The organism is Mesorhizobium sp. RSR380A (assembly GCF_054719385.1).
The window spans coordinates 3,042,215-3,067,495 of the sequence record NZ_JBTTIB010000001.1 but is presented as its reverse complement, the minus strand read 5'-3'; the positions used below and the strand labels follow the sequence as shown (position 1 = coordinate 3,067,495).

Annotated in this window: 26 protein-coding genes, 1 tRNA gene and 2 pseudogenes; 16 read left to right on the top strand and 13 right to left on the bottom strand. The window is 63.1% G+C overall.

Annotated features, from left to right (window positions below; genetic code table 11):
• Positions 1–135: 135 nt before the first annotated feature.
• Positions 136–738: a nucleotidyltransferase family protein gene (locus ACYG9Z_RS14945; protein ID WP_023681385.1), complete on the top strand. Its 603-nt coding sequence runs from the start codon at positions 136–138 to the stop codon at positions 736–738.
• 219 nt (positions 739–957) lie between these two features.
• On the opposite strand, the gene ACYG9Z_RS14940 is transcribed toward ACYG9Z_RS14945, so the two are convergent.
• Positions 958–1,953, bottom strand: coding sequence for an aldo/keto reductase (locus tag ACYG9Z_RS14940; protein WP_023703777.1), 996 nt, complete (start codon positions 1,951–1,953; stop codon positions 958–960).
• 96 nt (positions 1,954–2,049) lie between these two features.
• On the opposite strand from ACYG9Z_RS14940, the gene ACYG9Z_RS14935 reads away from it, so the two are divergent.
• The 4 genes from ACYG9Z_RS14935 to ACYG9Z_RS14920 all read left to right on the top strand — a co-directional run bounded on the left by ACYG9Z_RS14935 (position 2,050) and on the right by ACYG9Z_RS14920 (position 5,386).
• Entirely contained in the window at positions 2,050–2,940 is an 891-nt protein-coding gene (locus ACYG9Z_RS14935; protein ID WP_023752338.1) for a LysR family transcriptional regulator, read from the top strand.
• A 161-nt stretch (positions 2,941–3,101) separates the two neighbouring features.
• A complete protein-coding gene (locus ACYG9Z_RS14930; protein ID WP_023752339.1) occupies positions 3,102–3,677 on the top strand; it encodes a cytochrome b in 576 nt (191 codons plus the stop codon).
• A gap of 68 nt (positions 3,678–3,745) precedes the next feature.
• A complete protein-coding gene (locus tag ACYG9Z_RS14925; protein ID WP_023672273.1) occupies positions 3,746–4,321 on the top strand; it encodes a YceI family protein in 576 nt (191 codons plus the stop codon).
• Between the two features lie 78 nt (positions 4,322–4,399).
• Positions 4,400–5,386, top strand: coding sequence for a Gfo/Idh/MocA family protein (locus ACYG9Z_RS14920; RefSeq protein ID WP_023693056.1), 987 nt, complete (start codon positions 4,400–4,402; stop codon positions 5,384–5,386).
• Positions 5,387–5,469: 83 nt separating this feature from the next.
• On the opposite strand, the pseudogene ACYG9Z_RS14915 reads toward ACYG9Z_RS14920, so the two are convergent.
• Both ACYG9Z_RS14915 and ACYG9Z_RS14910 read right to left on the bottom strand, forming a co-directional pair.
• Positions 5,470–6,263: pseudogene (locus tag ACYG9Z_RS14915) on the bottom strand (alpha/beta fold hydrolase).
• A 107-nt stretch (positions 6,264–6,370) separates the two neighbouring features.
• Positions 6,371–6,736, bottom strand: a complete 366-nt coding sequence (locus tag ACYG9Z_RS14910; protein ID WP_023703781.1) for a VOC family protein — start codon at positions 6,734–6,736, stop codon at positions 6,371–6,373.
• A 147-nt stretch (positions 6,737–6,883) separates the two neighbouring features.
• Here ACYG9Z_RS14910 and ACYG9Z_RS14905 point away from each other — a divergent pair, with 147 nt between their 5' ends.
• Positions 6,884–7,192: a hypothetical protein gene (locus ACYG9Z_RS14905; RefSeq protein ID WP_023681378.1), complete on the top strand. Its 309-nt coding sequence runs from the start codon at positions 6,884–6,886 to the stop codon at positions 7,190–7,192.
• Positions 7,193–7,224: 32 nt separating this feature from the next.
• Entirely contained in the window at positions 7,225–8,115 is an 891-nt protein-coding gene (locus ACYG9Z_RS14900; protein ID WP_023752340.1) for a sigma-70 family RNA polymerase sigma factor, read from the top strand.
• 30 nt (positions 8,116–8,145) lie between these two features.
• On the opposite strand, the gene ACYG9Z_RS14895 is transcribed toward ACYG9Z_RS14900, so the two are convergent.
• Positions 8,146–8,874, bottom strand: a complete 729-nt coding sequence (locus ACYG9Z_RS14895) for a GntR family transcriptional regulator (protein WP_023672267.1) — start codon at positions 8,872–8,874, stop codon at positions 8,146–8,148.
• A gap of 160 nt (positions 8,875–9,034) precedes the next feature.
• Between ACYG9Z_RS14895 and ACYG9Z_RS14890 the strand changes: the two genes are divergently transcribed.
• Complete coding sequence (locus ACYG9Z_RS14890; RefSeq protein WP_023703783.1) at positions 9,035–9,577, top strand: autotransporter; 543 nt, start codon at positions 9,035–9,037, stop codon at positions 9,575–9,577.
• Positions 9,578–9,709: 132 nt separating this feature from the next.
• On the opposite strand, the pseudogene ACYG9Z_RS14885 reads toward ACYG9Z_RS14890, so the two are convergent.
• From ACYG9Z_RS14885 to ACYG9Z_RS14875, 3 genes and pseudogenes are all read right to left on the bottom strand, one after another.
• A pseudogene (locus tag ACYG9Z_RS14885) lies at positions 9,710–9,835 on the bottom strand (LysR family transcriptional regulator); the annotation flags it as partial.
• A 32-nt stretch (positions 9,836–9,867) separates the two neighbouring features.
• Positions 9,868–9,944, bottom strand: a tRNA-Arg gene (locus tag ACYG9Z_RS14880).
• Positions 9,945–10,139: 195 nt separating this feature from the next.
• Positions 10,140–11,672: an ATP-binding protein gene (locus ACYG9Z_RS14875; protein ID WP_023703784.1), complete on the bottom strand. Its 1,533-nt coding sequence runs from the start codon at positions 11,670–11,672 to the stop codon at positions 10,140–10,142.
• 322 nt (positions 11,673–11,994) lie between these two features.
• Between ACYG9Z_RS14875 and rpmH the strand changes: the two genes are divergently transcribed.
• The 6 genes from rpmH to yihA all read left to right on the top strand — a co-directional run bounded on the left by rpmH (position 11,995) and on the right by yihA (position 16,847).
• Complete coding sequence (rpmH, locus tag ACYG9Z_RS14870; RefSeq protein WP_008833937.1) at positions 11,995–12,129, top strand: 50S ribosomal protein L34; 135 nt, start codon at positions 11,995–11,997, stop codon at positions 12,127–12,129.
• A 16-nt stretch (positions 12,130–12,145) separates the two neighbouring features.
• Positions 12,146–12,499 (top strand): ribonuclease P protein component, encoded by a 354-nt coding sequence (gene rnpA, locus ACYG9Z_RS14865; RefSeq protein WP_023672264.1) that lies wholly within the window; start codon positions 12,146–12,148, stop codon positions 12,497–12,499.
• 14 nt (positions 12,500–12,513) lie between these two features.
• Entirely contained in the window at positions 12,514–14,328 is a 1,815-nt protein-coding gene (yidC, locus tag ACYG9Z_RS14860) for a membrane protein insertase YidC (protein ID WP_023681359.1), read from the top strand.
• Positions 14,329–14,667: 339 nt separating this feature from the next.
• Entirely contained in the window at positions 14,668–15,234 is a 567-nt protein-coding gene (locus ACYG9Z_RS14855) for a fasciclin domain-containing protein (RefSeq protein WP_023673244.1), read from the top strand.
• A 318-nt stretch (positions 15,235–15,552) separates the two neighbouring features.
• Complete coding sequence (locus ACYG9Z_RS14850; RefSeq protein WP_023681358.1) at positions 15,553–16,191, top strand: CatB-related O-acetyltransferase; 639 nt, start codon at positions 15,553–15,555, stop codon at positions 16,189–16,191.
• A complete protein-coding gene (gene yihA, locus ACYG9Z_RS14845) occupies positions 16,188–16,847 on the top strand; it encodes a ribosome biogenesis GTP-binding protein YihA/YsxC (protein ID WP_023696022.1) in 660 nt (219 codons plus the stop codon). Before ACYG9Z_RS14850 ends, yihA begins: the two co-directional genes overlap by 4 nt.
• 66 nt (positions 16,848–16,913) lie before the next feature.
• Here the strand turns inward: yihA and ACYG9Z_RS14840 are convergent, their stop codons facing one another.
• A complete protein-coding gene (locus ACYG9Z_RS14840) occupies positions 16,914–17,657 on the bottom strand; it encodes a TetR/AcrR family transcriptional regulator (protein ID WP_023752341.1) in 744 nt (247 codons plus the stop codon).
• A 146-nt stretch (positions 17,658–17,803) separates the two neighbouring features.
• Between ACYG9Z_RS14840 and ACYG9Z_RS14835 the strand changes: the two genes are divergently transcribed.
• Positions 17,804–18,985, top strand: coding sequence for an HlyD family secretion protein (locus ACYG9Z_RS14835; protein ID WP_023752342.1), 1,182 nt, complete (start codon positions 17,804–17,806; stop codon positions 18,983–18,985).
• Positions 18,986–19,006: 21 nt separating this feature from the next.
• Entirely contained in the window at positions 19,007–20,602 is a 1,596-nt protein-coding gene (locus ACYG9Z_RS14830; RefSeq protein WP_023752343.1) for a DHA2 family efflux MFS transporter permease subunit, read from the top strand.
• A gap of 117 nt (positions 20,603–20,719) precedes the next feature.
• Here ACYG9Z_RS14830 and ACYG9Z_RS14825 read toward each other — a convergent pair whose 3' ends face one another.
• The 5 genes from ACYG9Z_RS14825 to ACYG9Z_RS14805 all read right to left on the bottom strand — a co-directional run bounded on the left by ACYG9Z_RS14825 (position 20,720) and on the right by ACYG9Z_RS14805 (position 25,168).
• Positions 20,720–22,267, bottom strand: coding sequence for an FAD-dependent monooxygenase (locus ACYG9Z_RS14825; protein WP_050589216.1), 1,548 nt, complete (start codon positions 22,265–22,267; stop codon positions 20,720–20,722).
• 152 nt (positions 22,268–22,419) lie between these two features.
• Positions 22,420–22,920, bottom strand: a complete 501-nt coding sequence (msrB, locus tag ACYG9Z_RS14820; RefSeq protein ID WP_023736961.1) for a peptide-methionine (R)-S-oxide reductase MsrB — start codon at positions 22,918–22,920, stop codon at positions 22,420–22,422.
• Between the two features lie 211 nt (positions 22,921–23,131).
• Positions 23,132–23,689 carry a fasciclin domain-containing protein gene (locus ACYG9Z_RS14815; RefSeq protein WP_023752344.1) on the bottom strand — a complete coding sequence of 186 codons (558 nt, stop codon included), beginning with the start codon at positions 23,687–23,689 and terminating at the stop codon, positions 23,132–23,134.
• 220 nt (positions 23,690–23,909) lie between these two features.
• Positions 23,910–24,632 carry an anti-sigma factor gene (locus ACYG9Z_RS14810; protein WP_023736962.1) on the bottom strand — a complete coding sequence of 241 codons (723 nt, stop codon included), beginning with the start codon at positions 24,630–24,632 and terminating at the stop codon, positions 23,910–23,912.
• On the bottom strand, positions 24,629–25,168 hold the full coding sequence (locus ACYG9Z_RS14805) for a sigma-70 family RNA polymerase sigma factor (protein WP_023673234.1): 540 nt from the start codon (positions 25,166–25,168) through the stop codon (positions 24,629–24,631). Before ACYG9Z_RS14805 ends, ACYG9Z_RS14810 begins: the two co-directional genes overlap by 4 nt.
• Positions 25,169–25,281: the final 113 nt, after the last annotated feature.

Genomic DNA, 25,281 nt, shown 5'->3' with positions numbered 1-25,281 from the left:
CGCCTTCACGCAATTCTTAGGGAAAGCGCGTCTTAGGGAAAGCGCGGCGCGCTTTCCCAGGAAAACCGCTACACACTTTTTCCTGGAATTGCTTCTGAGGATTGCCGGCAGTTGCGAATCGCTCTCCAAAGGGCGATGGACCATCTGCGCTATTCCGGTCTGCCGTTCGAAGCCCAGCGCGAAGCGTTTCTCGCAATGGTGTTGGCGGATGCGCTCGTCAGCGACGCGCTGGAGCGGGCCCGCACGCTGGCGTTGCCGGACTGGCTGGTGGTGTCCGGCGCGCTCTACAACAGCATCTGGAACCATCTGACCGGCAAGCCGCCGGGCTACGGCATCAAGGATGTCGATCTCTTCTACTTCGATGACAGCGACCTGTCCTACGAGGCCGAGGACGCGGTCATCCGCCGGGCGGCGCAGCATTTCGAGGGGCTGGCTCTGCCGGCCGAGGTGCGCAACCAGGCACGGGTGCATCTGTGGTATCCGCAGAAATTCGGCCAGCCCTGCCCGCGCTATACGAGCTCCAGCGAGTCGGTGAGCTATTTCGCCTCGAAGACGCATGCGGTCGGGGTGCGATACGATGCCGACGAGCAGCTTGAGATCGTGGCGCCGTTCGGGCTGGATGACCTCTTCGCGTTTCGCATCACGCCCAACCGGCTGATGGATAACAGGCGCACGCATGAGGCGAAGGGGGCGAGGGCGAAGGCGTGCTGGCCGGAGATTACGGTGGTGCCTTGGTGATACGAAATGGCGGCGCGAGGCACCCCCCTCTGGCCTGCCGGCCATCTCCCCCGCAAGGAGGGAGATTGGCAGCTTCATCGTTGGCGCACTTTCTGCAACGTTGGTGATTGGCGAAAACAGCGACGACAGCCGATCTCCCCCCTTGCGGGGGAGATGTCCGGCAGGACAGAGGGGGGTGCCGCGCGCTGACTTCTCAGGGCGCCAAGCTCCCCCGCTTGTTCACCCATTCACCAGCGCCAACAGTTCCTCCGTATAGCGCTTGCCAACCACCTTATCCGGCGACAGCGCGTCGCCAATCGCCGCCACCTCGGCCGCGCTCAGCTCGATCCCGACCGCCGCCGTGTTCTGCTCGAGATGGCGTATCTTTCTTGCGCCGGGGATCGGCACGATGAAGTCGCCCTGGTGCAGCACCCAGGCCAGCGCCAGCTGGGCCGAGGTGACGCCTTTTTCCACCGCCAGCTTTTCCAGCGTCGCAACGACCTTGGCATTAGCGGCCATGGCGTCGGCCTGGAAACGCGGCAAGGTCCGGCGCCAGTCGTCGTCGCTGAGGGCCTCGGGCTTGGCGATGGTGCCGGTGAGCAGGCCGCGACCGAGCGGGCTGTAGGGGACGAAGCCGATGCCGAGTTCGCGGCAGACATCGAACACTTCGTCTTCGGGGTCGCGGCTCCAGAGCGAATATTCACTCTGCACGGCAGCGATCGGATGCACGGCGTGCGCCCGGCGGATGGTGGTGGCACTGACCTCCGACAGGCCCAGCGCCCGCACCTTGCCGTCGCGCACCAGTTCCGCCATGGCGCCGACCGTGTCCTCTATCGGCACGCCGGGATCGACGCGGTGCTGGTAGTAGAGGTCGATGACATCGGTATCGAGCCGTTTCAGCGAGGCTTCCGCCACTGCCTTGACGTGCTCCGGGCGGCTATCGACGCCAACCATACGTTCGAGGCCTGAGCCTTCCTCGGAAATCTTGAAGCCGAATTTGGTGGCGATCGTCACCCTGTCGCGCACCGGCTTCAACGCCTTGCCGAGAAGGATCTCGTTCTCAAAGGGACCATAGACTTCGGCGGTGTCGAAAAACGTCACGCCGATCTCGACAGCGCGGCGCAGCGTGGCGATTGCGTCCGCCTCGGCCTGACCGCCATAGGCGAAGCTCATGCCCATGCAGCCGAGGCCGACGGGGAAGACTTCGAGTTCAGTACCAAGTTTGCGGGTTTTCATGGCGCGTCTCCTTGTTGCGATGAAAGAGAGATAGCGCTTGGCTTTACGTTCGATAATTGGCTGTCATTCGCACGGGCTGTTCTATAAAATAGAGCAATGAACCGAGCGCATCTTTCTCAACTCGCTGTACTGGCAACAGTCGCCCAATGCGGCAGTTTTCGTGGCGCGGCGCGCGAACTGGCCATAGCGCCCTCGGCAGTGAGCCATGCCGTGTCCAGCCTGGAGGCGCGGCTCGGCGTGCGGCTTTTGGCGCGCAGCACCCGCAGCGTAGCGCCAACGGAAGAGGGCGCGCAGTTGCTCGAACGGCTGCGGCCGGCGCTGTCCGAGATCGATCTGGCGCTGGAAACGGCGATCGAGGCGCGCGACCGGCCGGCCGGGAACCTGCGGCTGACCGTGCCGCGCACCGCGGCCCACCTGGCATTGACGCCCAGGCTCGGCGGCTTTGCCGCGGCCTATCCTGACATCGTGCTGGAAATCGTCATCGAGGATCGCTTCACCGACGTCGTCGAAGGCGGCTTCGATGCCGGCGTGCGGCTCGGTGAGAGCCTGCAGCGCGACATGATCGCGGTGCGCATCGGACCGGACCTTCGCGGCGCCGTGGTCGGCGCGCCATGCTATTTCGCGACCATGCCAAGACCCCGCCATCCGCGCGATCTTGCCGACCACCGCTGCATCCGCTTCCGTTTTTCCAGCGGCATTCTTTACCGCTGGGAATTCGAGAAGGATGGCGAAGAGATCGAGATCGCGGCGCAAGGGCCGCTGATCCTCGACGAAGACCATCTGATCGCCCAGGCGGCGGTCGACGGCGCTGGGCTCGCCTTCGTCTTCGACGATTATGTGCGCGCGCCGCTCGCCGACGGTCGCTTGATCCGCGTGCTGGAAGACTGGTGTCCGCCCTTCGACGGTTTCTTCGTCTACTACCCCAGCCGCCGCCAGATGCGCCCGGCGCTGCGGGCGTTTGTTGATTTCTTCAAGGTCGGTGCTTAGCCACCTCCCCCTAGTGGGGAGGGTCGATCCGCGTAGCGGATCGGGGTGGGGAGTCTTCGTAGGGCGACACCCCCACCCCGTCGCTTCGCGCCGACCCTCCCCACAAGGGGGAGGGTAAGGACGCGCCGGAAGAAAGCCCATCCGGCATTCGTTCTTCTCCCATGCAGTCCATCACCAACAACTCAACCCGCTACGGCTGGGCGGCGATCGTCCTCCACTGGCTGATCGGCATCCTGTTCATCGGCCAGTTCATGCTCGGCTTCATCATGGTGCGGTTGACCAGCCAGCGCACCGCCTTCGAGCTGATCCAGCTGCACAAATCCTTCGGCTTCCTGCTGCTCGGCCTCCTCATCCTGCGCATTGCCTGGCGGCTCGGCAATACGGCCCCGGCCTTGCCGGCCTCGGTCGGAGGCCTGGAGCGTCGGACGGCGCCGCTGGCGCATCTGGCGCTTTATGGCTTCCAGCTCGCGGTGCCGCTGTCCGGCTGGGCGCTGGTTTCGGTGTCGATGCTGGAGATACCCAGCATGCCGTTCAACCTGTTCGTGATGCCGAACCTGCCGCTCGGCGTGTCCGATGCGGCGGAAAACTTCTGGGCGGTAGCACACTGGTATCTCGCCTATGCCGGCATTGCCTTGGTCGCGCTGCATGCACTGGCGGCACTGCGGCATCATTTCTGGCTCCACGACAGCGTGCTCACGCGCATGATCACGCCTTCGTCAGATCAGGACATGGAATAGGGCGCGCCGCGCATTCGTTCATTGGAGTGAGGGCGCAACACTTCGCCTGCCCCAGAAGGACAAAACCCATGTATGCGCGCATCTTCGGATTGGCGGCTGTTGCCGCTTGCCTTGCCATGCCTGTCTCCGCCGCTGTGGACCTCGGCGACGCCGCCGGCAGCTACACGGTCAACCCGGCCAGCTCCAGCATTCGCTTCTCCATCGGCAAGGTCGGTGGCGGCGGCCTCGACGGCGCCTTTGGCCGCTTCAAGGGCTCCATCCGCATCGACAACAGCGATGTCGGCCGTTCCGCGGTCAACTTCACCATCTATCCCGAAAGCGTCGGCACCGGCCAGGGCCGCATCGACGCCTTCCTGCGCTCCGATGCGGTGTTCGACGTGGCCAACAGCCCCGAAATCCAGTTCCGCTCGACCAGCGTAACCCGAACCAGCGACACCACGGCGCTGGTCAGCGGCCGGCTGACGGCGCGCGGCAAGACGTTTGCGGAAAAGTTCACTGCCGAGCTCGGCGGGCTGAAGGGTGGCGTCATTAAATTCCACGTCACCGGCAAGGTGCTGCGCTCCCGCTACGGCATGGATGTCGGCACGCCGATCTATTCGAATATTGTCGATTTCGACATGACGCTGACGGGCAAGCGAGGCTAGCAGGACCAGCGATCCGCATTGGCTTTTCCCGCAATTTCGGGCAAACCTCCTCGCCTGTAAATCGATAGGAGAAGCCTGATGTTCCGATGGGGTGTTTTGTCGACGGCCAAGATCGGCCGCGAGCAATTGTTGCCGGCAATCGTCGAGGCCGAGAATGGCGTTTTGTCCGCGATCGCCAGCCGCGACCTGTCGAAGGCCGAGGCCCTGGGCGAGCGGTTCGGCGCCAGACATGCCTTTGGTTCGTATGAGGAGCTGCTCGCTTCGAAAGACGTCGACGGCGTCTACATCCCGCTGCCGACCTCGCAGCATGTCGAATGGACGGCCAAGGCCATCGAAGCGGGAAAACATGTGCTGGTGGAGAAGCCGCTGGCGCTCGACGCCAAGGACATCGCGCCGCTGATCAAGCTGCGCGACCAGAAGAAGGTGCTGGTCTGCGAGGCCTTCATGGTCATCTACCACCCGCAATGGATCAAGGTGCGCGATCTCATCGCCGATGGCGCCATCGGCCGGCTACGCCATGTGCAGGGCGCCTTCTCCTATTACAATGTCGATCCCACCAACATGCGCAACCAGCTCGATCTCGGCGGCGGCGCGCTGCCTGACATCGGCGTCTATCCGACGGTGTCGACGCGGTTTTCAACCGGCAAGGAGCCGCTCCGCGTGCAGGCGACGATCGAGCGCGACAAAAAATTCGGCACCGACATCTACTCCTCGATCCGCGCCGATTTCGGCGACTTCGAACTGTCCTTCTACCTCTCGACGCAGATGGCGGCGCGGCAGGTGATGGTGTTTCACGGCGAGAAGGGTTTCATCGAGGTGTTCTCGCCGTTCAATGCCGGGCTCTACGACCATCACCGCATCGAACTGCACAACCAGAACCATACGGAGGCGCAGGTGTTCCGCTTTCCCGGCACCCAGCAATACCGGCGCGAGGTCGAGACGTTTGCCAGGGCGGCACAGGGCGGCAAGGAGCGTGTCTTCACGCTAGAGGAGTCCGTGCTCAACCAGAAGGTCATCGACGCCATCTTCCGCGCCGGCGGCAAGGAAGGCTGGGAGGCCGTCTGATACAGCAATCTTAGCGGGTAATTTCATGGGAGAAGGGCGTCCGCATTGTGCATGCGGACGCCCTTCCTGTTGAACTGACGATCTCACGCGCCTCTGAGCGTCAGGTGCAAGGTCTCGGCGAAGCGGTCGGGATAGGGCGCAAAGCCCATATGGTCGCCGGGGAAGGCGGCGCGCTTGCTGCCGAGCCTGTCGGCCAGCGCCTTGCCCATGCCGTCGATCGGCTGGCCGATGGACTCTTCGCCGATGCCGACCACGACCGGGCGGCCGCGCAGCGCCTCGATATCAGGACGGTAGAGCGACAGCGGCATGACGCCATGCGCCAGCCAGTATTCGAAATTGCCGCTGACCCTGGCAAACGTCTCGGCCTCCTCGGGCGACGGTTCGAACGAAGGCGGTCCGTCCTGCGGCCCGGCTTCATCCTGACCCGGCCCTTCCGACAGGCTGTTCTCGCTGAAGAATTTCTGCATCGCCGCCTCGACACCCTGGCTGCGATAGGTGTCGTGCAGGTCGCGCATGCCGGCCAGTGACGGCGACGGGTCGTCGAGCAGCATCATGCTGGGCGGCTCATGCGCGACCAGCGCACGAACCCGGCCGGGATGGCGGGCGGCGAGGTTGAGCCCGATCTGGGCGCCGCCGCTGGTGCCGAACACATAGGCCGGCCGGCGCCAAGCGCCTCGATCAATCGCGCGGCATCGTCGCCATGGACATCGAGGTCCTGCTCTTGCGGCTCTCCGTCAAAGGTGCTGCGCGAACTGCCGCGCGGATCATAGGCGACCACCGTGTAGCGGTCGGCGAGGTGGCCCGCGACATCGGCGAAGACACCGGCGTCCTGCGGTCCGCCGGGGATTATCAACAGTACGGGGCCGGAACCGCGCATCTCATAATAGAGGCTGGCGCCCGGTACTTTCAGCGTCGACGTTTGGGGGGTCATGTCCATCTCTCCTGTTGTTCTCATGTCAAAGTTCGGGTTTGCGCCGGGTCCGATCATTTGCCGGTCACAACCATGAGGTTGCCCTCGCTGTCGCGGAATTCGGCGACCGTGCGGCCCGGCTGCCAAGGCGCTTCCTGCGGCTCGGTGATGATTTCGACGCCGCGCGCCTTCAGGCCCGCGACCGTTGCCTCGACATCGCCATCAACGAGCACCAGCACGGGCTCAGTGCCCGGCGTGTCATCGGGGCGTTTGACGAAATGCAAATTGGTGACGGCGCCGGGAAATGTCAGCTCGATCCAGCGCCAGCCGGTGTCGCCCATCAGCTGGTCCGCCGACACCTGGCAAGCAAGATGGCCGGTGTAGAAGGCCTTGGCGCGGTCCTGGTCGAACACCGGCAATTCGGCAAACTGGATGTGCATGATGGGTCTCTCCTGCTCCTGGACGGCTGCCGCGCAGCCGTCGACGGGAAAGACGATCCGGACGATCGAAAAGATTCGCCGGGCGACGAATCTTTTCGAGGCCGCGAAACGTCTTCTCCGTGCAGAGTTGAAAAACAGGAGACGACAATGGGCTACAATCTCATCCGCTACGGCGTGAAGGACGAAAGCATCGCCGAGAACCGTATGCTGGTTGCACAGGTGTTCGAGGCACTCGACGACACGAAGCCGCAATCCGTGCGCTACCTCGTCCTGGAACTGGAGAATGGCGAGTTCATCCATCTTGTCAGCCAGGATGGCGACGGCCTGACGGGGCTCGCAGCCTTCAAGGCCTTCAGCGCCGATCATGCCGGGCGCCGCTCGACGCCGCTTGCCAGATCGCCGGCAAAGATCGTCGGCAATTATCGTATGCTGGCCGGCGAGGTCGTGCCGGCTTGAATGCAAAGACCGGCATTTTGGGAACGGACAGGATGAACACAGCAAAACTCGACCGCGTTGCCCTGGAGGCGATGCTCGGCGCCTTGCGACCGAAGCTGCACCGCTACTGCGCCCGCATGGCCGGCTCGGTGATCGATGGCGAGGACATCGTCCAGGAGACACTGATCAAGGCACTGCAGGCCATCGACGGCGACGCCACCGTTGGGCGTCCGGAGCAATGGCTGTTCCGCATAGCCCACAATGCCGCGCAGGATCATCTGCGCCGGCGCCAGCGGGAGCAGGCGCGCATGAGCGAGACCGACATGACGACGATCGAAGACCCCTCCGCAAGCGCCGATGCGAGGCTCGCCACCGCCGCCAGCCTGCGAAGCTTCATGCAGCTGGCAACAGTGCAGCGCAGCGCCGTGATCCTTATCGACGTGCTTGGCCTCAGCCTGCACGAAACCTGCGAAGTGTCCGGCGCGACGCTGGCCGCGACCAAGGCAGCGCTGCATCGCGGGCGGTCGCAGCTGCGCCTACTGGCGTCACAGGACGAGCAGGCGCCTGCCCCAAAGCTCGACGCCGGTGACGAGCGGCGCCTGCGCCGCTATGTCGACCTGTTCAACGCGCGCGACTTCGACGCCGTGCGCGCGTTGATCGCCGAGGATATCCAGCTTGAAGTCGTCAACCGCACCCGCATGCGCGGCAAGGCGCAGGTTTCCAACTATTTCGGCAATTACGACCGTGTCCAGGACTGGGCGCTGTCGCTCGGCTTCGTCGACCGCAGGCCGGCCATCCTGATCCGCAACCCGCAAACGGGAGATGACGCCGTGCGCGGCTTCATGCTGGTCGACTGGCAGGATGGAAAGGTCAGCCATATCCGCGATTTCCGCTACGCGCCCTATTGCCTTGCCGATGCGGACATCCGCTTCATCGACGAGTAAGCATCGGCCAGAGAGCGCGGACTTCGCGCCTCAGGCGAAGCTTTGCAAATTGGCGTCCTGCAGCTTGGAGCCGGCGAGCAAGGCCTCGAGCACCTGCTTCTTGAGCGACAGGCACTGCGAGCGGGCAAGCTTTGCGATGGCCGAGACTTCGGCCAGCTCGCAGGCAAGCACCAACTCCTTCTGCTGGCCGATGATCGCTTGCGTGAAGTCGCGCGATTTGAAGCCGAGATGGAGGACACGCTCCGACTGGTCGAGCGTTTGGTCGAGCAGGCGAACCAGCCGCAGATTGCCGGAGAGTTCAGCCAGGGCCAGGCGAAAGGCGCGGTCGGCCGCCAGAAAGGCGACATGGCTGCGCAGCGTCTCCGGCTTCAGCACCTTCTGCGCCGCCAGCCTGATGTCGTCGAGCCCGCGTTCGGTGAGGTTTGCCGCGGCCACCCGGAACACTTCCGGTTCGATCAGGCTGCGGAGGTCGAAGATCTCGTTGACGTCGCGCAGGCTAAGCGGTGCGATGACATAACCGCGGCGCGGCTCGCTCTTGATCAGCCCTTCCTGCGTCAGGCGGGCCAAAGCCGAGCGGATCGTCGCCTTCCTGATCTGGTAGCGGTCGCCGATCTGCTTTTCGGTCAGGCTTTCGCCGGGTTGCAGGACGCAGGCGACGATGTCGCTCTTCAGCTGCTCATAAGCTTCCTCGCTGCGCAATATGTCGGCGGTCGACGGCGCCTTGACGGCGGACGGTGACACTGATTTCGGAAGAGCCATATCTGCCTGCCCGTTTGGTCTGCCCGTTTGGTCTGCCCGCGTGGTCTGCCCGCGTAGTCTGCTTGCCCGTTTCGACCATCCGGTTGACGGGTCTGTCGGCATTCGCTAGACTGAGCATCTCAGCTGTATTGGTTGAGCTTCCCAATGGAGATGACGACAAATGTCTCTTGCCGCCAACTCGCCTCTCTACGCCGTAACCGCCGGTATCGTCAACGCAGCCAAAGGTGCTCATGCCATCGAACGGGTCAAGGCGGTGCTGCGCGAACACACCGACCGCTTCCATGCATCAGGCGTGCTCGCGCATGAGGAAGACGACGATGAGGTGCTGCTGCATGCCAGCCCTGACTTGACCATCTACCACATCACGCTGTCGCCCGGCCTGCGGTACCCGCCGCACAACCATCTGATGGATGCGCTGATCGGCATCTACAAGGGTAGCGAGACCAACTTCATCTATCCCGTCGACGGCAGCGAGATCGATGCGCCGGAACGCCACGACATCGCGGCGCCCGCGGTGGTGCACATGACCCCTGATACTGTGCACGCGGTGGCCAACACCGGCAGCGCCCGCTCAGGCGCACTGCATGTCTATCTCGGCAATCTGACGGAGACCCACCGCCACATGTGGAGCCCGGACAGCACCCACGCCGAGCCGTTCGACAATGAGCGGTATCTGGCTGGGGCGAGGCCGATTGGGCCCTGACCGGGAAAGCGGAAGAAAAGTGAGCCTGCTGCGCAGCGGCGCGAGCGAGCGTTCTGCGTCGCCGCGCCCAGATAACAGTCCCCGCGTACCGGCCATTTCAAGACATCGCAGCGAGTTTATAGCGCAGTCAGGCTGACGACTGGGGTAATAAATGAAGAAGCCCGGAGGCGGCGTCCAGTTCTCCAGCACTCGAATGAGGCGGTGCTCGGCAACGTGTTCCGCGACCTGCTCTTCATATGTGAGGCCAAGACCGGCTAGCGGATCGCAGGAAATCACAGTTTCGGCGGAAATGGCGCGCCCGAAGAGATTCGAACTCCTGACCCCCAGATTCGTAGTCTGGTGCTCTATCCAGCTGAGCTACGGGCGCGCAACAGGCCATGCTTTACATAGCCCCGCTAACCGATCCTGACGACCGGCCGCGACAAGACGTGTTCCCTAGCGACTGAATTTCCGAAAAGCAAGCCAATCCGGCAAAAGTTTTGTCGCAGCTGCTTTCGACGGTGCCGATCAAGGTGTGCTGAGATTCAGCTCAGTCCGGCTTCGGCTGAATATCAAATACAGCTCAGGCCGGACGGCGCAGGCCGCTGCGGGCCTGGTCGAGGCGGACCGGCTGGTCGGGGATGGTGACGGCGAAGGTGGTGCGTCCGCCGATCGATTCGACCAGCTCCACCGTGCCGCCATGGGCGCGGATCAGTTCGTGCGCGATGGCCAGGCCAAGGCCGGTGCCGCCGCTGCGGGCCGAGCCGCGAAACGCCGCGAACAGATTTTCTCGAGCCTTCGCCGGCAGGCCGGGACCGGTGTCGGTGACAATGATGCGGCTTACGCTGCCTATGCGCTCGGCCGATACGGCGAGCCGGCGCACCAGCGCGCTCTCGGCGTCGGCCGCCATCGCCTGGACCGCGTTGCGACAGAGATTGGTGAGCACGCGAAACAGCTGGTCGGAATCGGCATCGACCTCGAAAGCGAGCTCGACGGCATTGACGAACTCGATGCCGTCCTCGATGTCGAGCAGGCCGTGGACGTCGTCGACCAGCTGGCGCAGCCGCAAGCGGCGGCGTGAGGGCGCCGGCTCCTGCGTGCGACCATAGTGGAGCACGCCTTCGGAATAGGAAACGGCTCGGTCGAGCGCGCGCAACAGCTTTGGCGCGAAGGCCTGCACCGTCGGGTCCTTGACCAGGCGCAAGCGGTCCGACATCAGCTGCGCCGAGGCCAGGATGTTGCGCATGTCGTGGTTGATCTTGGAGACGGCGAGGCCAAGGTCGGCAAGGTGCTTCTGCTCCGACAGCATCTTTTGCAGCCGTTCCTGCATCTGCGACAGTTCGCGCTCGGCAACGCCGATCTCGTCGGCACGGGCGGCCGGGTGGATGATGCGCCCTGGATCGTCGGGCGCCTCGGAAAAGGACAGCATCGAGCGCGTCATGGTGCGGATCGGGCCGATCATGATCAGGTCGATCGCGGCATAGACCAGCATTGCGGTGAACAGCGAGATCAGCAGCGAGACGAAGGCGACGTTGCGCGAATAGCGCAGCATGGCGTTGCGCAGGGAATAGTCGGGCATGATCAGCTCGAATTCCTTGTCGCTGTCGCCGACCGGGCCGAACACCCGCAGCATGCGCTTGCCGCCGAAGAACAGCGTATCCAGCGCCCCGGTCATGCCCTTGATCATGCCGACATTGGCGATATCGATATGCTCGTCGACCTGCGGCGGCATCTCGGCCACCACCAGCAGGCGCGACACGCCGCCGTCGCGCACCGCGATCGCCTTGGCGCCGATTGCCATCAGCACGTCGTTCTGGGCGGCGCGGGAGAGCGAATTGGGCTCGCCCTGCACCAGCACGATCGACACCGCGGCAGCGGTGCTTAGCCTCTCCTTCAGCCAGGCCAGGCGGTAGCTGGCGATCCAGGGCAGGAAAATGAGGACTTCGGCCAGGAGCACGAAGACAATGGTGAGCAAGAGCAGCTTGGTCGACAGGCCGCGCGCCAAGGGCACTGAACGATTGGGCACCGAACGGCTCGCAACCGGGCGAACGGTCGCCGGGCTGGCATCGGCTGTCGACGGGCCGCTCCCTTCATCCGCTGATGCAACTTCGCTCATTAAGGCCTGTCTTCACAAACGCTTGATCGGTTGAGATTAGGCGATTGCGGCTTTTTTGCCAATTTCATCCTTCGTTGGACAATGGTACCAGCAATAAAGATCGCCTCGAACTGGGTTTTCGCGCTGCGACGAACTGGCGTTCGCGCTGCGACGAACTCATAGTTCGCGCTGGATTGACTCCCAAAACCCTTCTTTCTATAAGCCGCTCACGCTCGGGCCATTCGTCCCGGCGCGGTTTCGATCGCGCCAATGCCGGCCCGGCAAAGCTCCTGTTACACAGTGACAGAATCAAGAAGGGCCGCACCCCGCGGTATTAAAACAAATGAAGCGTACCTACCAACCGTCCAAACTCGTCCGCAAACGCCGGCACGGTTTCCGTGCTCGCATGGCCACCAAGGGTGGTCGCGGCGTCGTCGCAGCTCGCCGCAACCGCGGCCGCAAGCGGCTCAGCGCCTGAACGGAAGACGAGATCGTTGCCCGCAACCGGCAAGCCAGTGGGACCAAACCCCAAGCGGCTTCTGAAACGTGCGGAATTCCTGGCCGTCCGCCGCGGTGAAAAGCGGCGCGGGCGGCTTTTTCTCGTTGAAGTTCTCGATCGCAATGACGGCCTGCCGCCGCGCGTCGGCTTCACCGTCACCAAGAAGGTCGGCAATGCGGTTGTCCGCAACCGCGTCAGGCGGCGGCTGAAAGAAGCCGTGCGCACCCATGCCGCAAGTGACATGGCGCCCGGCAATGACTATGTCATCGTCGGGCGTGAAGACGTGCTCACCATTCCGTTCGGCCAGTTGAAGGCCGAACTCTCCCGCCGTCTCAGCGGAACACGATAGGCCAAGGGCTTTCGATGGAAAACAACCGGAACTTCTACATCACCATCGTCTTGTCGGTGCTGATCCTCGGGCTGTGGCAATATTTCTATGTGCTGCCGCGCAGCGAACAGCAGCGCGAGGCGGCCCGCATCGAAGAGCAGCGGGCGGCGGAGCAGAAGAAGGCGGCCGAGGCCGCCAACCCCGGCGGCACGCCGGCGCCCGCAGCGCCCGGCGCCATTCCAAACGCGCCCGGCACCTATGTCACGACGCCGGAAGGCCGCGCGCAGGAAGTGGCCAAGACGGCCCGCGTCAACATCGACACGCCGAGCCTGTCGGGCTCGATCAACCTCACCGGCGCCCGCCTCGACGACCTAAAGCTCAAGCACTACACCGAGACGGTCGACAAGACATCGCCGCAGATCCAGCTGCTCAATCCGCAGGCGCTGCCCACCGGCTATTATGCCGAGATCGGCTTTGTCGGCAGCGACACGACCGGCACGGTGCCGGGCCCGGAAACGGTCTGGAGCGTCGACGGCAATGCGACGCTGACGCCGGCGACGCCAGTGACGCTGACCTTCACCAACGACAAGGGCCTGACCTTCAAGCGCACGATCTCCGTCGACGGCGACTACATGTTCACCGTTTCCGATGCGGTGCAGAATTCAGGCTCGACCCCCGTCACACTGTCCAATTACGGCCGCGTCATCCGTTTCGACAAGCCGGCCGTCGCCAGCTCCTATGTGCTGCATGAAGGCCTGATCGGCGTCACGGGAACCGAAGGCCTGCAGGAGCACAAATACGCCGACATCGAGAAGAACAAGCTCTATACGCCGAGCAAATCGACCGATGGCTGGCTTGGCATCACCGACAAATATTGGGCGGTCACCCTGGTGCCGACCGAGAAGCAGCCCTTCCAGCCGCACTATGCCTATTACGACAATGGCCGCCCGCGCTACCAGTCGGACTTCCTCACCGACCCGATCACCATTGCCGCCGGCCAGTCGGCGACGGTGGAGACCGAGATCTTCGCCGGCGCCAAGGAAGTCAACAAGATCAACGCCTACGCCCAGGACCGCCAGATCAGGCTGTTCGACCGGCTGATCGATTGGGGGTGGTTCATCTGGATCACCAAGCCGATGTTCTACCTGATCGACACGCTGTACAAATTCTTCGGCAATTTCGGTCTGGCCATCCTTGCCACCACGGTCGTCGTCAAAACCCTCTTCTTCCCGCTCGCCAACAAATCCTATGCGTCGATGGCGAACATGAAGAAGGTGCAGCCCAAGATGCTCGAGATCCGCGAGAAATACGCGGACGACAAGATGAAGCAGCAACAGGCGATGATGGAGCTGTACAAGACCGAGAAGATCAATCCGCTCGCCGGCTGCTGGCCGGTGGCACTGCAGATCCCGGTGTTCTTCTCGCTCTACAAGGTGCTCTACATCACCATCGAGATGCGGCACGCGCCGTTCTTCGGCTGGGTCCAGGATCTGGCCGCGCCCGATCCGACCTCGGTCTTCAACCTGTTCGGCCTGCTGCCCTTCGCGCCGCCGGCATTCCTGCCGCATATGGGCGCCTGGGCGGTGGTCATGGGCATCACCATGTTCCTGCAGATGCGCATGAACCCGACGCCACCGGATCCGACGCAGGCGCAGATCTTCACCTGGATGCCGGTGATCTTCACCTTCATGATGGGCAGCTTCCCGGCCGGCCTCGTCATCTACTGGGCCTGGAACAACACGCTGTCGATCCTGCAGCAGGGCGTGATCATGAAGCGCCAGGGCGCCAAGATCGAATTGTGGGACAATCTGACGGCGCTGTTCCGAAAGAAACCCTCGCCGGCTGAATAAAAGGCGTGGCAATCAAAGCCCCGGCTCGTCCGGTGTTTTTGTGGACGAGGCGCGCATCACGTTCCCGTGAGGCGCGAAACTTGCGGCGTGCAACCGGCGTGGCTGCTGCTTGTACCGCCAAGGCCGATCAACACCGATCAGCTCTAATCCGAAGACCGCTGTTTTTGATCCGTGACCCCGTCATGTCCATCGCGGGGATGCGGCGCGTGGAATGGGCATTCGCCTTTAAATATTTGTTATCATTATCCTTTTTTACTCTGCACCGAAACTTTCCCGCAATCGCCGCGTAACTCTTCCCGACAATCGAATCAACAATTGTCGCACCAGAAGGGTTCTCCAATGGCAAAGTCCATCCTCAAGGCATTCTGCTTTTCCGCCGGCCTGGCTCTATCGGGCCTCGCAGCTACGACGGCCTATACGCTCGCCAATCCCGCCGTTGGCGGCGCTGCGATGCTGACCTCGAAGAACATCGTCGAGAACGCCCTCAACTCGCCGATCCACAAGACGCTGGTTGCCGCCGTCAAGGCCGCCGGCCTGGTCGACACGCTGGAAAGCGCGGGACCCTTCACGGTGTTTGCGCCGACCGATTCCGCCTTCAAGAAACTGCCGGCCGGCACCGTCGCCACGCTGGTGAAGCCCGAAAACAAGGACAAGCTGACCAAGATCCTGACCGCCCATGTCGTGGCCGGCAAGATCTCGGCCAAGGATATGATGACCAAGGCCAAGGCGATGGGTGGCAAGTATGAAATGAAGACCGTCAGCGGCGACACGCTGATCGCCGAGGTAAAAAAAGGCGCGCTTTATATCGTCGACGAATCCGGCGGCGCCGCCAAGGTAACGGTCGCCGACGTCAACCAGTCGAACGGCGTCATCCACGTCGTCAACAAGGTGCTGTTGCCGAAGTAACGGCTTTACGCAACGGGGAATGACGGCGGGCTGCGACGGGCTTTCTCGGTCTGCCTTCCCCACCTCACGAGGAGGTGCCATTCTTTTGAAGCCGTCTTCGACACCACCGGGGTCCTGCTTGTCCTTCGCAGGGCCCCGTTTTTTTTGTTTCAGGGCGCCTTAGCCGACGGCGGCGGTCGACCTGATCGTGATCTGCCGCGGCACGAACTGAACATCGAAGCCCAGCAGGGCTCGCTCATCGGGCGATTGGTGCTATAGGGCGGATCACGCCATCTCGAATGGCGGCTTTAATTTGCGCCACTCTCGACGGATCTCGCCATGGACGGACCCAACCCAGACATCAAACACCCGATCCCGATGCACACCCGCGTCGGCTTCCTCAAGCCCCTGGTCACCGCGCCGAATATCGAGATCGGCGAGTTCACCTACTATGACGATCCTGACGGACCGGACAAATTCGCCGAGCGGTGCGTGCTGCATCATTATCCCTTCATCGGCGACAAGCTGATCATCGGCAAGTTCTGCGCCATCGCCGAGGGCGCGCGCTTCATCATGAACGGCGCCAACCATGCCATGTCCGGCTTTTCCACCTATCCGTTCAACATTTTCGGCCATGGCTGGGAGCAAGGCTTCGACCCGAAGACGTGGTCGCAGGAACTGCGCGGCGACACGGTGGTCGGCAATGATGTATGGATCGGCATGGATGCGGTGATCATGCCCGGCGTGTCGGTCGGCAATGGCGCCATCGTGGCGGCGAAATCGGTGGTGACGCATGACGTGCCGGCCTATGCGATCGTCGCCGGCAATGCGGCAAAGGTGGTGAAGATGCGTTTCGACGACAGGACGGTCAGGCGGCTGCTTTCCGTGGCGTGGTGGAACTGGCCGGTGGACAAGATCGGCCGCAACCTCAACGCCATTCGGGGCGCCGATATTTCCAGGCTGGAGGCAGCGATTTGAACGCGCTGGGCAACACCGTCATCGGCACCGACCTGTTCACCAAGGGGTGGATCTTCATCCGCGGCGTGCCGGCGATGAAGTTCCTGCCGCCGGAGGGGCCGCCGGAGATCGCCTTTGCCGGCCGCTCCAATGTCGGCAAGTCGTCGCTGATCAATGCGCTGGTCGGCCATAACGGGCTGGCGCGCACCTCCAACACGCCGGGGCGCACGCAGGAGCTCAACTATTTCGTGCCGGGCGGGTTTTCCGGCGAAGGCACCGACTTGCCGCCAATGGCGCTGGTCGACATGCCGGGCTACGGCTATGCCAGCGCGCCGAAGGAAAAGGTGGACGATTGGACCAAGCTGGTCTTCGACTATCTCAAGGGCCGCGTGACGCTGAAGCGGGTCTATGTGCTGATCGATTCCCGCCATGGCATCAAAGCCAAGGACGACGAAGTGCTGTCGCTGCTCGACAAGGCGGCGGTGTCCTACCAGATCGTGCTGACCAAGACCGACAAGATCAAGGCCGCCGGCGTGCCGCGGCTGATCGAAGAGACATTACTGAAGATCAAGAAGCGGCCGGCGGCGTTTCCGTTCGTGCTCGCCACGTCGTCGGAAAAGGGCGAGGGTCTGGACGAACTGCGCGCGGCGATCGTGCTGGCGGCCAATGGCGGTTAAAAGCAACTCCGGGAAAAGTGTGAAGCGGTTTTCCGTCCGGAGTTGCGAAAAAAGACCTTTGGCTAACTAGGCCTTTGCCTTGGACTTCGCCTCGAGCGCGATCATCTGGTGGCTTTCTTCCTCGGCAAGCTTTTCGGTGCCGTAGGACTTCAGGAACAGGCTGACGCCCGACCGCACGATGTGGTTGATTTCATCCTGGCTCGGCGCCTTGGTGCGGTAGGCGAAGATGCACTGGCGAAACAGGCCGGCGAGGCACAGTTCGGTGAATTGATAGGCGGCAAGATCGACATCATCGATCTTGAGCAGGCCGCGTTCGATGGCTGCATTGAGGAAATTGACCACCTTGTCGTGGCCGCGTTTGGGGCCACGTTCGTAAAACCGCGCGCCCATGTCCGGTATCCTGTCGGAGGCGCCGATCACGGTGCGTTGCGCCTGGATGACCTTGGCCGAGGTGATCTTCATCGACAGCACCTTGCCGAATTTCACCAGCGTCTGGCGCAGATCGTCGGCGCGGTCGAGCATGTCGTACATGTTCTTGAAGATGGTGCCGCGCTCTTCCTCGATCAGTGCCTCGAACAGCTCTTCCTTGTTGGCGAAGTAGACATAGATCGTGCCCTTGGAGACGCCGGCCTCGCGGGTAATGTCGTTCATCGACGCCGCTTCGAAGCCCTTGTCGATGAACACGCGCCGCGCGCCTTCGATGATCTGGCTGCGCTTGACCGGATCCTGGCCCGCCGCCGGGCGGCCGCGACGCGCACTATCCAGCACATCGCACGGATCATTTTCGACGTCGGGTAACGTGTCGGCCATTAAAGTCACACCTCGCGAAATAATTCGAACCGAGCGGTTCGATTGCTCTTGATATGGGCCTGCTTTAGCGCTATGTCAACGTTCGCATCGAACCGAACGGTTCAGTATAACATATTTGCCTTATGTAGCTACGATAGCGAGATATCATGTCCTCGAACACGCCAACCACCGCCGAAGTCCGCCGCTTTCCCAACGCCAAGGTCTCGCCGGTTATCGAAGCGCCGGAAGCGCCCATCAAGCCTGCCGCCGAAGTTTTGGCCGAGGTGCCGGCCAAGAAAAAGCGGTCGGCTCGCTCGTTCATGCTGCCGATCATCGGCCTCGCTCTGCTCAGCGCCGGCGCCTGGTATGGCTATAATTACTGGACCGACGGCCGGTTCCTGATCTCGACCGACGACGCCTATGTCCAGGCCGACATGTCGTTCGTCTCGCCGAAGATTTCCGGCTATGTCGATCAAGTCAAGGTCTCGGAGAACCAGCAGGTCAAGGCCGGCGATCCGCTGCTGACGATCGACGACGGCGACTACAGAATAGCCGTTGCCCAGGCGGAGGCGCAGATCGCCACGCTGGCCAAGACGCTCGACCGTATCGACGCGCAGACCAAGGCGGCGCACGCTTCGCTGCAACAGGCGCAGGCGCAGAAGGTCGCCGACCAGGCGGCAGCCGACAACGCCGCTCGCGCCCAGCAGCGCGCCGCGCAACTGGTCAAGACGCATGTCGGCACGCAGGCGCAACTGGACGATGCCCAGACCGCTCTCGACCAGGCCAATGCGGCCCTTGTCGGCGCCGACGCGCAGATTGCAGCCGCACAGGCCAATATCGGCGTGTTCGAAGCGCAGCGCGCCGAATCGGCCAGCACGCTGGCTTCGCTGCGGCTGAACCGCGACAAGGCCGCGCGCGATCTGTCCTTCACCGTGCTCAAGGCGCCTTATGACGGCGTCGTCGGCAACCGCTCGGTCGAGCAGGGCGACCTCGTCAGCCCCGGCCAGAAGCTCGCCGTCGTGGTGCCGCTGGACAAGCTCTACATCGTTGCCAACTTCAAGGAGACGCAGCTGGCCAAGCTGGTGCCCGGCGAGAAGGTTCGGGTCTCGGTCGACGCCACGGACGGCCATGATTTCGAAGGCACGGTGTCGTCGCTGGCGCCGGCTTCGGGTGCCGTGTTCTCGCTCCTGCCGCCGGAAAATGCCACCGGCAACTTCACCAAGGTGGTGCAGCGCATCCCGGTTCGCATCGACGTCCCGGCCGATGTGCTGAAGGCAGGCAGGCTGCGCGCCGGCCTGAGCGTCGTTGTCGCCGTCGACAGCCGCACGGCTCCGGCCGCGGCGAACTGAGCGAAAGCCGGGAGCAACGCCATGGCAACCGCAACCATAACAGCAGGAGCGGCGCCGGCCATGCCAGCGGTGCCGACGACCATCTCGACGCGCCGCCTCATCGCCTTCCTGGCGATGGTGTTCGGCATGTTCATGGCGATCCTCGACATCCAGATCGTCTCAGCCTCGCTGGCCGAGATCCAGGCCGGCCTCAGCGCCAGTTCCGACGAAATCCCATGGGTGCAGACCGCCTATCTGATCGCCGAAGTGGTGATGATCCCGCTGTCGGGCTTCCTCAGCCGGATGCTGTCGACGCGCGTGCTGTTTGCAGGCGCCGCGGCCGGCTTCACGGCGGCCAGCGCGCTGGCCGCGACCGCCACCAACATCGACCAGATGATCGTCTACCGAGCCATCCAGGGCTTTATCGGCGGCGGCATGATCCCGAGCGTTTTCGCCGCCGCCTTCACCATCTTCCCGCCGTCGCGCCGCGCCATGGTGTCGCCGATGATCGGCCTGGTGGCGACGCTGGCGCCGACCATCGGCCCGACCGTCGGCGGCTATATCAGCCATGCCATGTCGTGGCACTGGCTGTTCCTCATCAATGTCATTCCAGGCATTCTGGTGACGGTCACGACCTGGACCCTGATCGATTTCGACAAGCCCAATCTCGGCCTGTTCAGCAAGTTCGACTGGTGGGGCCTTGCCGGCATGGCGGCGTTTCTCGGCTGCATGGAATATGTGCTCGAGGAAGGTCCGAACCATGACTGGCTGCAGGAACAGGCCGTGTTCATCTGCGCCATCATCATGGTTGTCGGTGCGGCGCTGTTCTTCTGGCGTGCCTTCACCGCCGAGGAGCCGATCGTCGATCTCAGGGCCTTCACCAACGTCAATTTCGCCTTCGGTTCGCTGTTCTCCTTCGTCATCGGCATCGGCCTGTACGGTCTGACCTATCTCTACCCGGTGTTCCTCGGGCGCATCCGCGGCTACGATTCCATGATGATCGGCGAAGCCTTGTTCGTCAGCGGGCTGGCGATGTTCGTCACTGCGCCGATTTCCGGCATCCTGTCGAGCAAGATGGATTTGCGCATCATGATGATGATCGGGCTGTTCGGCTTCGCTGCCGGCACATGGTGGATGACGCATCTGACCGCCGACTGGGATTTCTGGGAATTGCTGATCCCGCAGATCCTGCGCGGCAGCTCGATGATGCTGTGCATGGTGCCGATCAACAACATTGCGCTCGGCACCTTGCAGCCGGACCGGCTGAAGAACGCGTCGGGCCTGTTCAACCTGACCCGCAACCTCGGCGGTGCGGTCGGCCTTGCCGTCATCAACACCGTGCTGATCGATCGCAGCGCCTTCCACTACGCCAGGCTGGCCGAGCATGTGGAATGGGGCAGTGCGGCGGCGCAGACCAAGCTGCAGAACATGACGCTCGACTTCCAGCAGACTCCCGGCCTCGACGCCACCAAGGCGGCGATCTCCAAACTGTCGGGCATGGTCCAGCAGCAGGCGTCGCTGCTGTCGTTCATGGATGTGTTCACCATGCTGACCGTGCTGTTCGCGACCATGGCGGTCTTCACCCTGGTCATCGCCAAGCCGGCGCCGCCCGCGGGCAGCGGCGGCGGAGGCCATTGAGCGCGCCGGACCCCCCGCCTGGCGCGCTCATGTGTGACCCCGGAAATCACCCCCGATTTCCGGGGTCACGCTTAAGCATCGATCGTTGTCAAGCTCCTTGGTCGAACACCCGGCGCGCTATGCTGCGGCAGGCGGCCCAAACCATTTGGTCAGCGAGTCGGTTAGCCCGGCTGCTTCAGGGCCGCCGACCCAGGCCACATAACCGTCAGGCCGGACCAGCACTGCGCGTGGGGCTTCGACTGCCCCCAGCACCGGAAGCTCCCATGCGCCATCGTAGCTGGCGTCGACCAGCTGAATCCGCTCCACCCACTGGCCGATACCAAAAGCGCCGGGCTCACCAAGATTAAGCAGCAGCGGCCGAGCGTCATGCAGCAGGGCGAAAACCGGCAGCGGACCGGCAGCGGTGACGAGGTCGAGATCCGGCATGCGACGCCCCAGCAGCGGATGCCCCTCGCCAAGATCGTAGTGGATGTCCAGGCCGGACAACATGCCGGCAAAACGCTTGCGCGGCTCTTCCATGCCGAGAAGTTCCGACACTGTATCGCGCAGCGCCTTGGTGCGCTCGTCTTCGCGACGGAGCACGACCGACGCCATGGTGTTTTTCATCACACGCGCGGCAATCGGGTGGCGCTCTGCCTGGTAGCTGTCGAGCAGGCTTTCGGGCGCAGTTTTCCTGACCACCTGGGCGAGCTTCCAGCCCAGATTGACCGCGTCCTGCACGCCGGTCTGCAGCCCCTGTCCACCGTCCGGTGGATGCACGTGCGCGGCGTCGCCTGCCAGCAGCACCCGCCCCTTGCGGTATGAGGCTGCCTGCCGGGTCATGTCGGTGAAGCGGGCCAGCGATGTTGGATTGTGGACGCCGTAATCGGTGCCGTAGACGGCAATGAGCGCCTCGCTGAGCTCATGCAATGTGGGCACGCCGCCGGCCCCGACCTCGCGTTCGGTCACCAGCACCCGCACCGTACCGTCTTCCAGTCTGCTGAGGCCGTGAATTCCGATGGCATCGCGGTGGATACCCCATTGCGGCTCTTCTGTTACCTCGATCTCGGCGATCAAATTGCTGGTTGTCGGCTCGGAACCGGGGAACTCTATGCCCCCCGCCTTGCGCACGAGGCTTCTGCCGCCGTCGCAGCCGACAAGATAATCGGCACGAAGCGACCCGCCATCTGTCAGCGCGACATCGACGCCGCCTGCATCCTGCACGAAGCCTGTCACCTCGCGGCCACGGTAGACCGTGACGCCAAGTTCATCGACCCAGCAGGCAAGGATGCGCTCGATGTGCTTTTGCCACAGCGCCAGCCCGTAATTGTGGCGGGTGGGGAAGTCGCTGATATCAAGCGAAACGCCGGCGAAACCCGCGACCTGGGCGGTCTGGCCTTGCGACAGGAACCGATCGGCAATGCCGCGCTGGTCGAAGATCTCGATGGTGCGCGAATGCAGGCCGCCGGAGCGCACGCCCGCGAGATCCTGGTTCTCGCGCCGCTCGACGATGGCGACATCGATGCCGGCCAGGGACAGTTCGCCGGCCAGCATCAACCCGGTCGGGCCGCCGCCGGCGATCACCACTTGATGGGAGATACGCGGCCGGTCCGCATCAACACCGCCGGTCGATTTGGCGGTCGATCTGCGCTCGCTAGCGCGAGCCCGTGCTTTGGTTCGTTGCATAGGTTCTGGCCCTCTCGTTAGGGCTGCGGAATCTACGCATAAAAAGCCGTCTGCCAATTCTTGAAGTTGACTGTTTTCGCTCCATTTCAAGAGATAGGAGGCGGTCGTCACGCCGGCGCCAAATCCCCACCCCGCTAAAAGACGCCGAACGGTCAGGCAGTGGCCGGCTTGAAGCTGAGCGCAACGCCGTTGATGCAGTGGCGCAGGCCGGTGGGTGCGGGACCGTCATCGAAGACATGGCCGAGATGACCGCCGCAGCGGCGGCAATGAACCTCGGTGCGGGTCATGCCCAGAGAACGATCCGTGGTCTTGCCGACGCTGTTGGCGATCTCCTGCCAGAAGCTCGGCCATCCGGTACCGGAATCGAACTTGGTCTCCCAGGAATAGACCGGCAGGTCGCAGCCGGCGCAGGCGAAAATGCCTTTGCGGTGCTCGTTGAGCAGCGGGCTGGTGCCGGGATATTCGGTGCCTTCCTTGCGCAGCACATTGAAGGCTTCATCCGACAGGATGGCGTGCCACTCGGCGTCGGTCTTGGTGACCTCGAAGGTTTCGGCAGCTCTGGCGGACTGGGTTCCGCCCAAGCGTAGCGTTGCCAAGGCGCCGGCGACGGCCGCAAAGGCGACGCCACTCAAAAGCAAGTCGCGACGGTTCATGACGGAAATCCTCCTGCGGATCATTTTGCCAGATTTGGCCGCCACTGGAAAATCAAAAGCCGGTGACGGTTGCCCTGCAAACCGAACGCTCCAAGCCGGCTCCGCGTTTTGTGGCGGACGGCGTGGAGCGCTCGGAAGATTGCGCGGCCCGCGAAGGGGGAGCCGCGCAATCAGAGAGCTTACCGCCTGTTCGTCGGCGGCAGGGGCTTTGTTACATCTTCGGCAGCAGGACCTTGTCGATGACGTGGATGACGCCGTTCGACTGCTCGACATCGGCGATCGTGACATTGGCGACATTGCCGTTCTCGTCGGCTACGGTGACCTTGCCGCCATCGGCCTTGAGCGACAGCTCGCAGCCGCCGACCGTCTTGACCTTGTGGGTGCCGCCATCGGCCTTGGCCATCGAGGCGACATCGGCGCCCATCGCCTTGGCGCCGATGACATGGCAGGTCAGGATCTTGGTGAGCTTGTCCTTGTTCTCGGGCTTGAGCAGCGACTCGACCGTGCCAGCCGGAAGCGCGGCGAAGGCCTCATTGGTCGGCGCGAAGACGGTGAACGGGCCGGCGCCCTGCAGCGTCTCGATCAGGCCGGCAGCCTTGACGGCGGCGACCAGTGTCGTGTGATCCTTCGAATTGACGGCGTTCTCGACGATGTTCTTGTTGGCGTACATGGCGGCGCCGCCAACCATCGGATTCTCGGCATAGGCGATTGTGGCGAGGGCGGAGACGGCAATGGTACCGGCGAGCAAAAGGGTGGCGATTCTACGCATAGTGTTCGAACTCCTCGGGGTTATTGTTTCCTCTTTCGGAACAGAGGAGATACGAAATAGAACTGCCTGAGTTTCCGCGCGCCGGGAAAAATTTCCTTTATTTTGTCGGCGAATTAATCTCCCAGATCGAACCTCTAATCTCCAGCAGCGTATCCAAAACGAAAACAGCGGAAGATGTACTTCCGCTGTCTTCATTGTCACGTCATGGTTTTACGATCTATCAGATGCCCTTCAGGTCGCCCGCGGCAACGACCGGTCCGGTCGGCTGTCCCGTCGTCGAACCGCCCGTCGGCTCGACGCTGACAGCAAGCACGGCGCCTTGCGCCAGCTTCTGCTGCACGGCCGGGGTAACCGGGATATGGGCGACCTGGCCGGCGGGGATGACGCCCATCGAGACCGGCGCATTCTTGCCTTCGATCATCCACAGTTCGAAGTCCTTGCCGGCGGCGCGTTCGCCCGAAACCAGCGACAGGCCGACATCGCGGCGGGAAGCGTCGTAGACGACAAGGTATTTGACATCGCTGCCTTCGGCAGCCAGCGAGGCGACGAGGCGCTCCTGCGGCACGACGACCGGCGACCTGACGTAAGGCACGGCGACATAGAGCACCAGGGCCGCGAGAGCCGCTGCGGTGAGGCCGCGCCAGAAGCTAAGGCTGGACCACAGGCTGCCGCTCGGGGCCGTCGTCGACGCCGCGGTGGAGGAGAACAGCCGGCGATCGATAGCCGGCTTGATGGTGGCCGGCGGCTCTACCTCAGCATAAGCGGCAGCCATCGGCGAGAGGTTTACTTCCCAGGAATCGACGAGACGGGCAAAGCCGGTCTCCGCGTCGATGCGTCCGGAGGCTATCTGGCGCTCATCCGCCGGCAGCACGCCGAGAACGTATTCGGCTGCGAGCAGGTCGTCGCCTCCACGTTCCGGTCCATTTTCTTCTGCCAGGGTCATCTTTCCAGACATTCTCTAAGTTTCAACAGGCTGCGGCGCAGCCATGTCCGCATCGTGTTGAGCGGAACCTTGTGACGTTCCGCGAGCTCGGCGTAACTTTCGCCGTTCAAATAAGCACCCCGAACGGCTTGCGCCCGGTCTTGTTCCAACTCTTCAAGGCACTGATAGATGCGCTCGGATTCACCGCCCGCAACAACCATAGCCTCTGGCCCCGGACCGGGGTCAGCCACGTCGAGCGCGGCATCGATATCGGCAGCGGGCTTGCGTCGCGACCGGATGCGATCAATCGCATGATTGCGTGCTATGGCCACCAGCCAGGAGATTGGGCTTAGATCGGAAACAGCGAAACGGTCCGCCTTCGTCCACACTTTGACGAAGACCTCTTGCAGCGCTTCTTCCGCATCTCCGCGATCCTTCAATACACGAAGGCACACGCCGAAAAGTTTCGCACTGGTTTGCCGGTAAAGCAGATCGAACGCAGTCCGATCCTTCATCGAGGTCCGGACAATCAGGGTGGAGATATCCTGCGGCGTCATACGGACAAGCTAAGCGATCACGATTTATTTGCAAAGGCAGAAATCTTGTTGTCCACGCAATCGATGTCCGCGCCCGATCGCCAGTAATCGCCGGTCGGTTGCCAAGGAAATCG

Bases quoted from the DNA above. Each gene is read 5' to 3' on its own strand.
- ACYG9Z_RS14855 (WP_023673244.1), top strand. From the start codon at position 14,668: ATGGCAAAGTCCATCCTCAAGGCATTCTGCTTTTCCGCCGGCCTGGCT.
- ACYG9Z_RS14835 (WP_023752342.1), top strand. From the start codon at position 17,804: ATGTCCTCGAACACGCCAACCACCGCCGAAGTCCGCCGCTTTCCCAAC.
- ACYG9Z_RS14815 (WP_023752344.1), bottom strand. From the start codon at position 23,689: ATGCGTAGAATCGCCACCCTTTTGCTCGCCGGTACCATTGCCGTCTCC.
- ACYG9Z_RS14945 (WP_023681385.1), top strand. From the start codon at position 136: ATGGACCATCTGCGCTATTCCGGTCTGCCGTTCGAAGCCCAGCGCGAA.
- ACYG9Z_RS14905 (WP_023681378.1), top strand. From the start codon at position 6,884: ATGGGCTACAATCTCATCCGCTACGGCGTGAAGGACGAAAGCATCGCC.
- ACYG9Z_RS14875 (WP_023703784.1), bottom strand. From the start codon at position 11,672: ATGAGCGAAGTTGCATCAGCGGATGAAGGGAGCGGCCCGTCGACAGCC.
- ACYG9Z_RS14895 (WP_023672267.1), bottom strand. From the start codon at position 8,874: ATGGCTCTTCCGAAATCAGTGTCACCGTCCGCCGTCAAGGCGCCGTCG.
- ACYG9Z_RS14920 (WP_023693056.1), top strand. From the start codon at position 4,400: ATGTTCCGATGGGGTGTTTTGTCGACGGCCAAGATCGGCCGCGAGCAA.
- rpmH (WP_008833937.1), top strand. From the start codon at position 11,995: ATGAAGCGTACCTACCAACCGTCCAAACTCGTCCGCAAACGCCGGCAC.
- ACYG9Z_RS14850 (WP_023681358.1), top strand. From the start codon at position 15,553: ATGGACGGACCCAACCCAGACATCAAACACCCGATCCCGATGCACACC.
- msrB (WP_023736961.1), bottom strand. From the start codon at position 22,920: ATGAACCGTCGCGACTTGCTTTTGAGTGGCGTCGCCTTTGCGGCCGTC.
- ACYG9Z_RS14810 (WP_023736962.1), bottom strand. From the start codon at position 24,632: ATGACCCTGGCAGAAGAAAATGGACCGGAACGTGGAGGCGACGACCTG.
- ACYG9Z_RS14840 (WP_023752341.1), bottom strand. From the start codon at position 17,657: ATGGCCGACACGTTACCCGACGTCGAAAATGATCCGTGCGATGTGCTG.
- ACYG9Z_RS14925 (WP_023672273.1), top strand. From the start codon at position 3,746: ATGTATGCGCGCATCTTCGGATTGGCGGCTGTTGCCGCTTGCCTTGCC.
- ACYG9Z_RS14940 (WP_023703777.1), bottom strand. From the start codon at position 1,953: ATGAAAACCCGCAAACTTGGTACTGAACTCGAAGTCTTCCCCGTCGGC.
- ACYG9Z_RS14930 (WP_023752339.1), top strand. From the start codon at position 3,102: ATGCAGTCCATCACCAACAACTCAACCCGCTACGGCTGGGCGGCGATC.
- ACYG9Z_RS14805 (WP_023673234.1), bottom strand. From the start codon at position 25,168: ATGACGCCGCAGGATATCTCCACCCTGATTGTCCGGACCTCGATGAAG.
- ACYG9Z_RS14890 (WP_023703783.1), top strand. From the start codon at position 9,035: ATGTCTCTTGCCGCCAACTCGCCTCTCTACGCCGTAACCGCCGGTATC.
- ACYG9Z_RS14825 (WP_050589216.1), bottom strand. From the start codon at position 22,267: ATGCAACGAACCAAAGCACGGGCTCGCGCTAGCGAGCGCAGATCGACC.
- ACYG9Z_RS14830 (WP_023752343.1), top strand. From the start codon at position 19,007: ATGGCAACCGCAACCATAACAGCAGGAGCGGCGCCGGCCATGCCAGCG.
- ACYG9Z_RS14910 (WP_023703781.1), bottom strand. From the start codon at position 6,736: ATGCACATCCAGTTTGCCGAATTGCCGGTGTTCGACCAGGACCGCGCC.
- yidC (WP_023681359.1), top strand. From the start codon at position 12,514: ATGGAAAACAACCGGAACTTCTACATCACCATCGTCTTGTCGGTGCTG.
- ACYG9Z_RS14935 (WP_023752338.1), top strand. From the start codon at position 2,050: ATGAACCGAGCGCATCTTTCTCAACTCGCTGTACTGGCAACAGTCGCC.
- ACYG9Z_RS14900 (WP_023752340.1), top strand. From the start codon at position 7,225: ATGAACACAGCAAAACTCGACCGCGTTGCCCTGGAGGCGATGCTCGGC.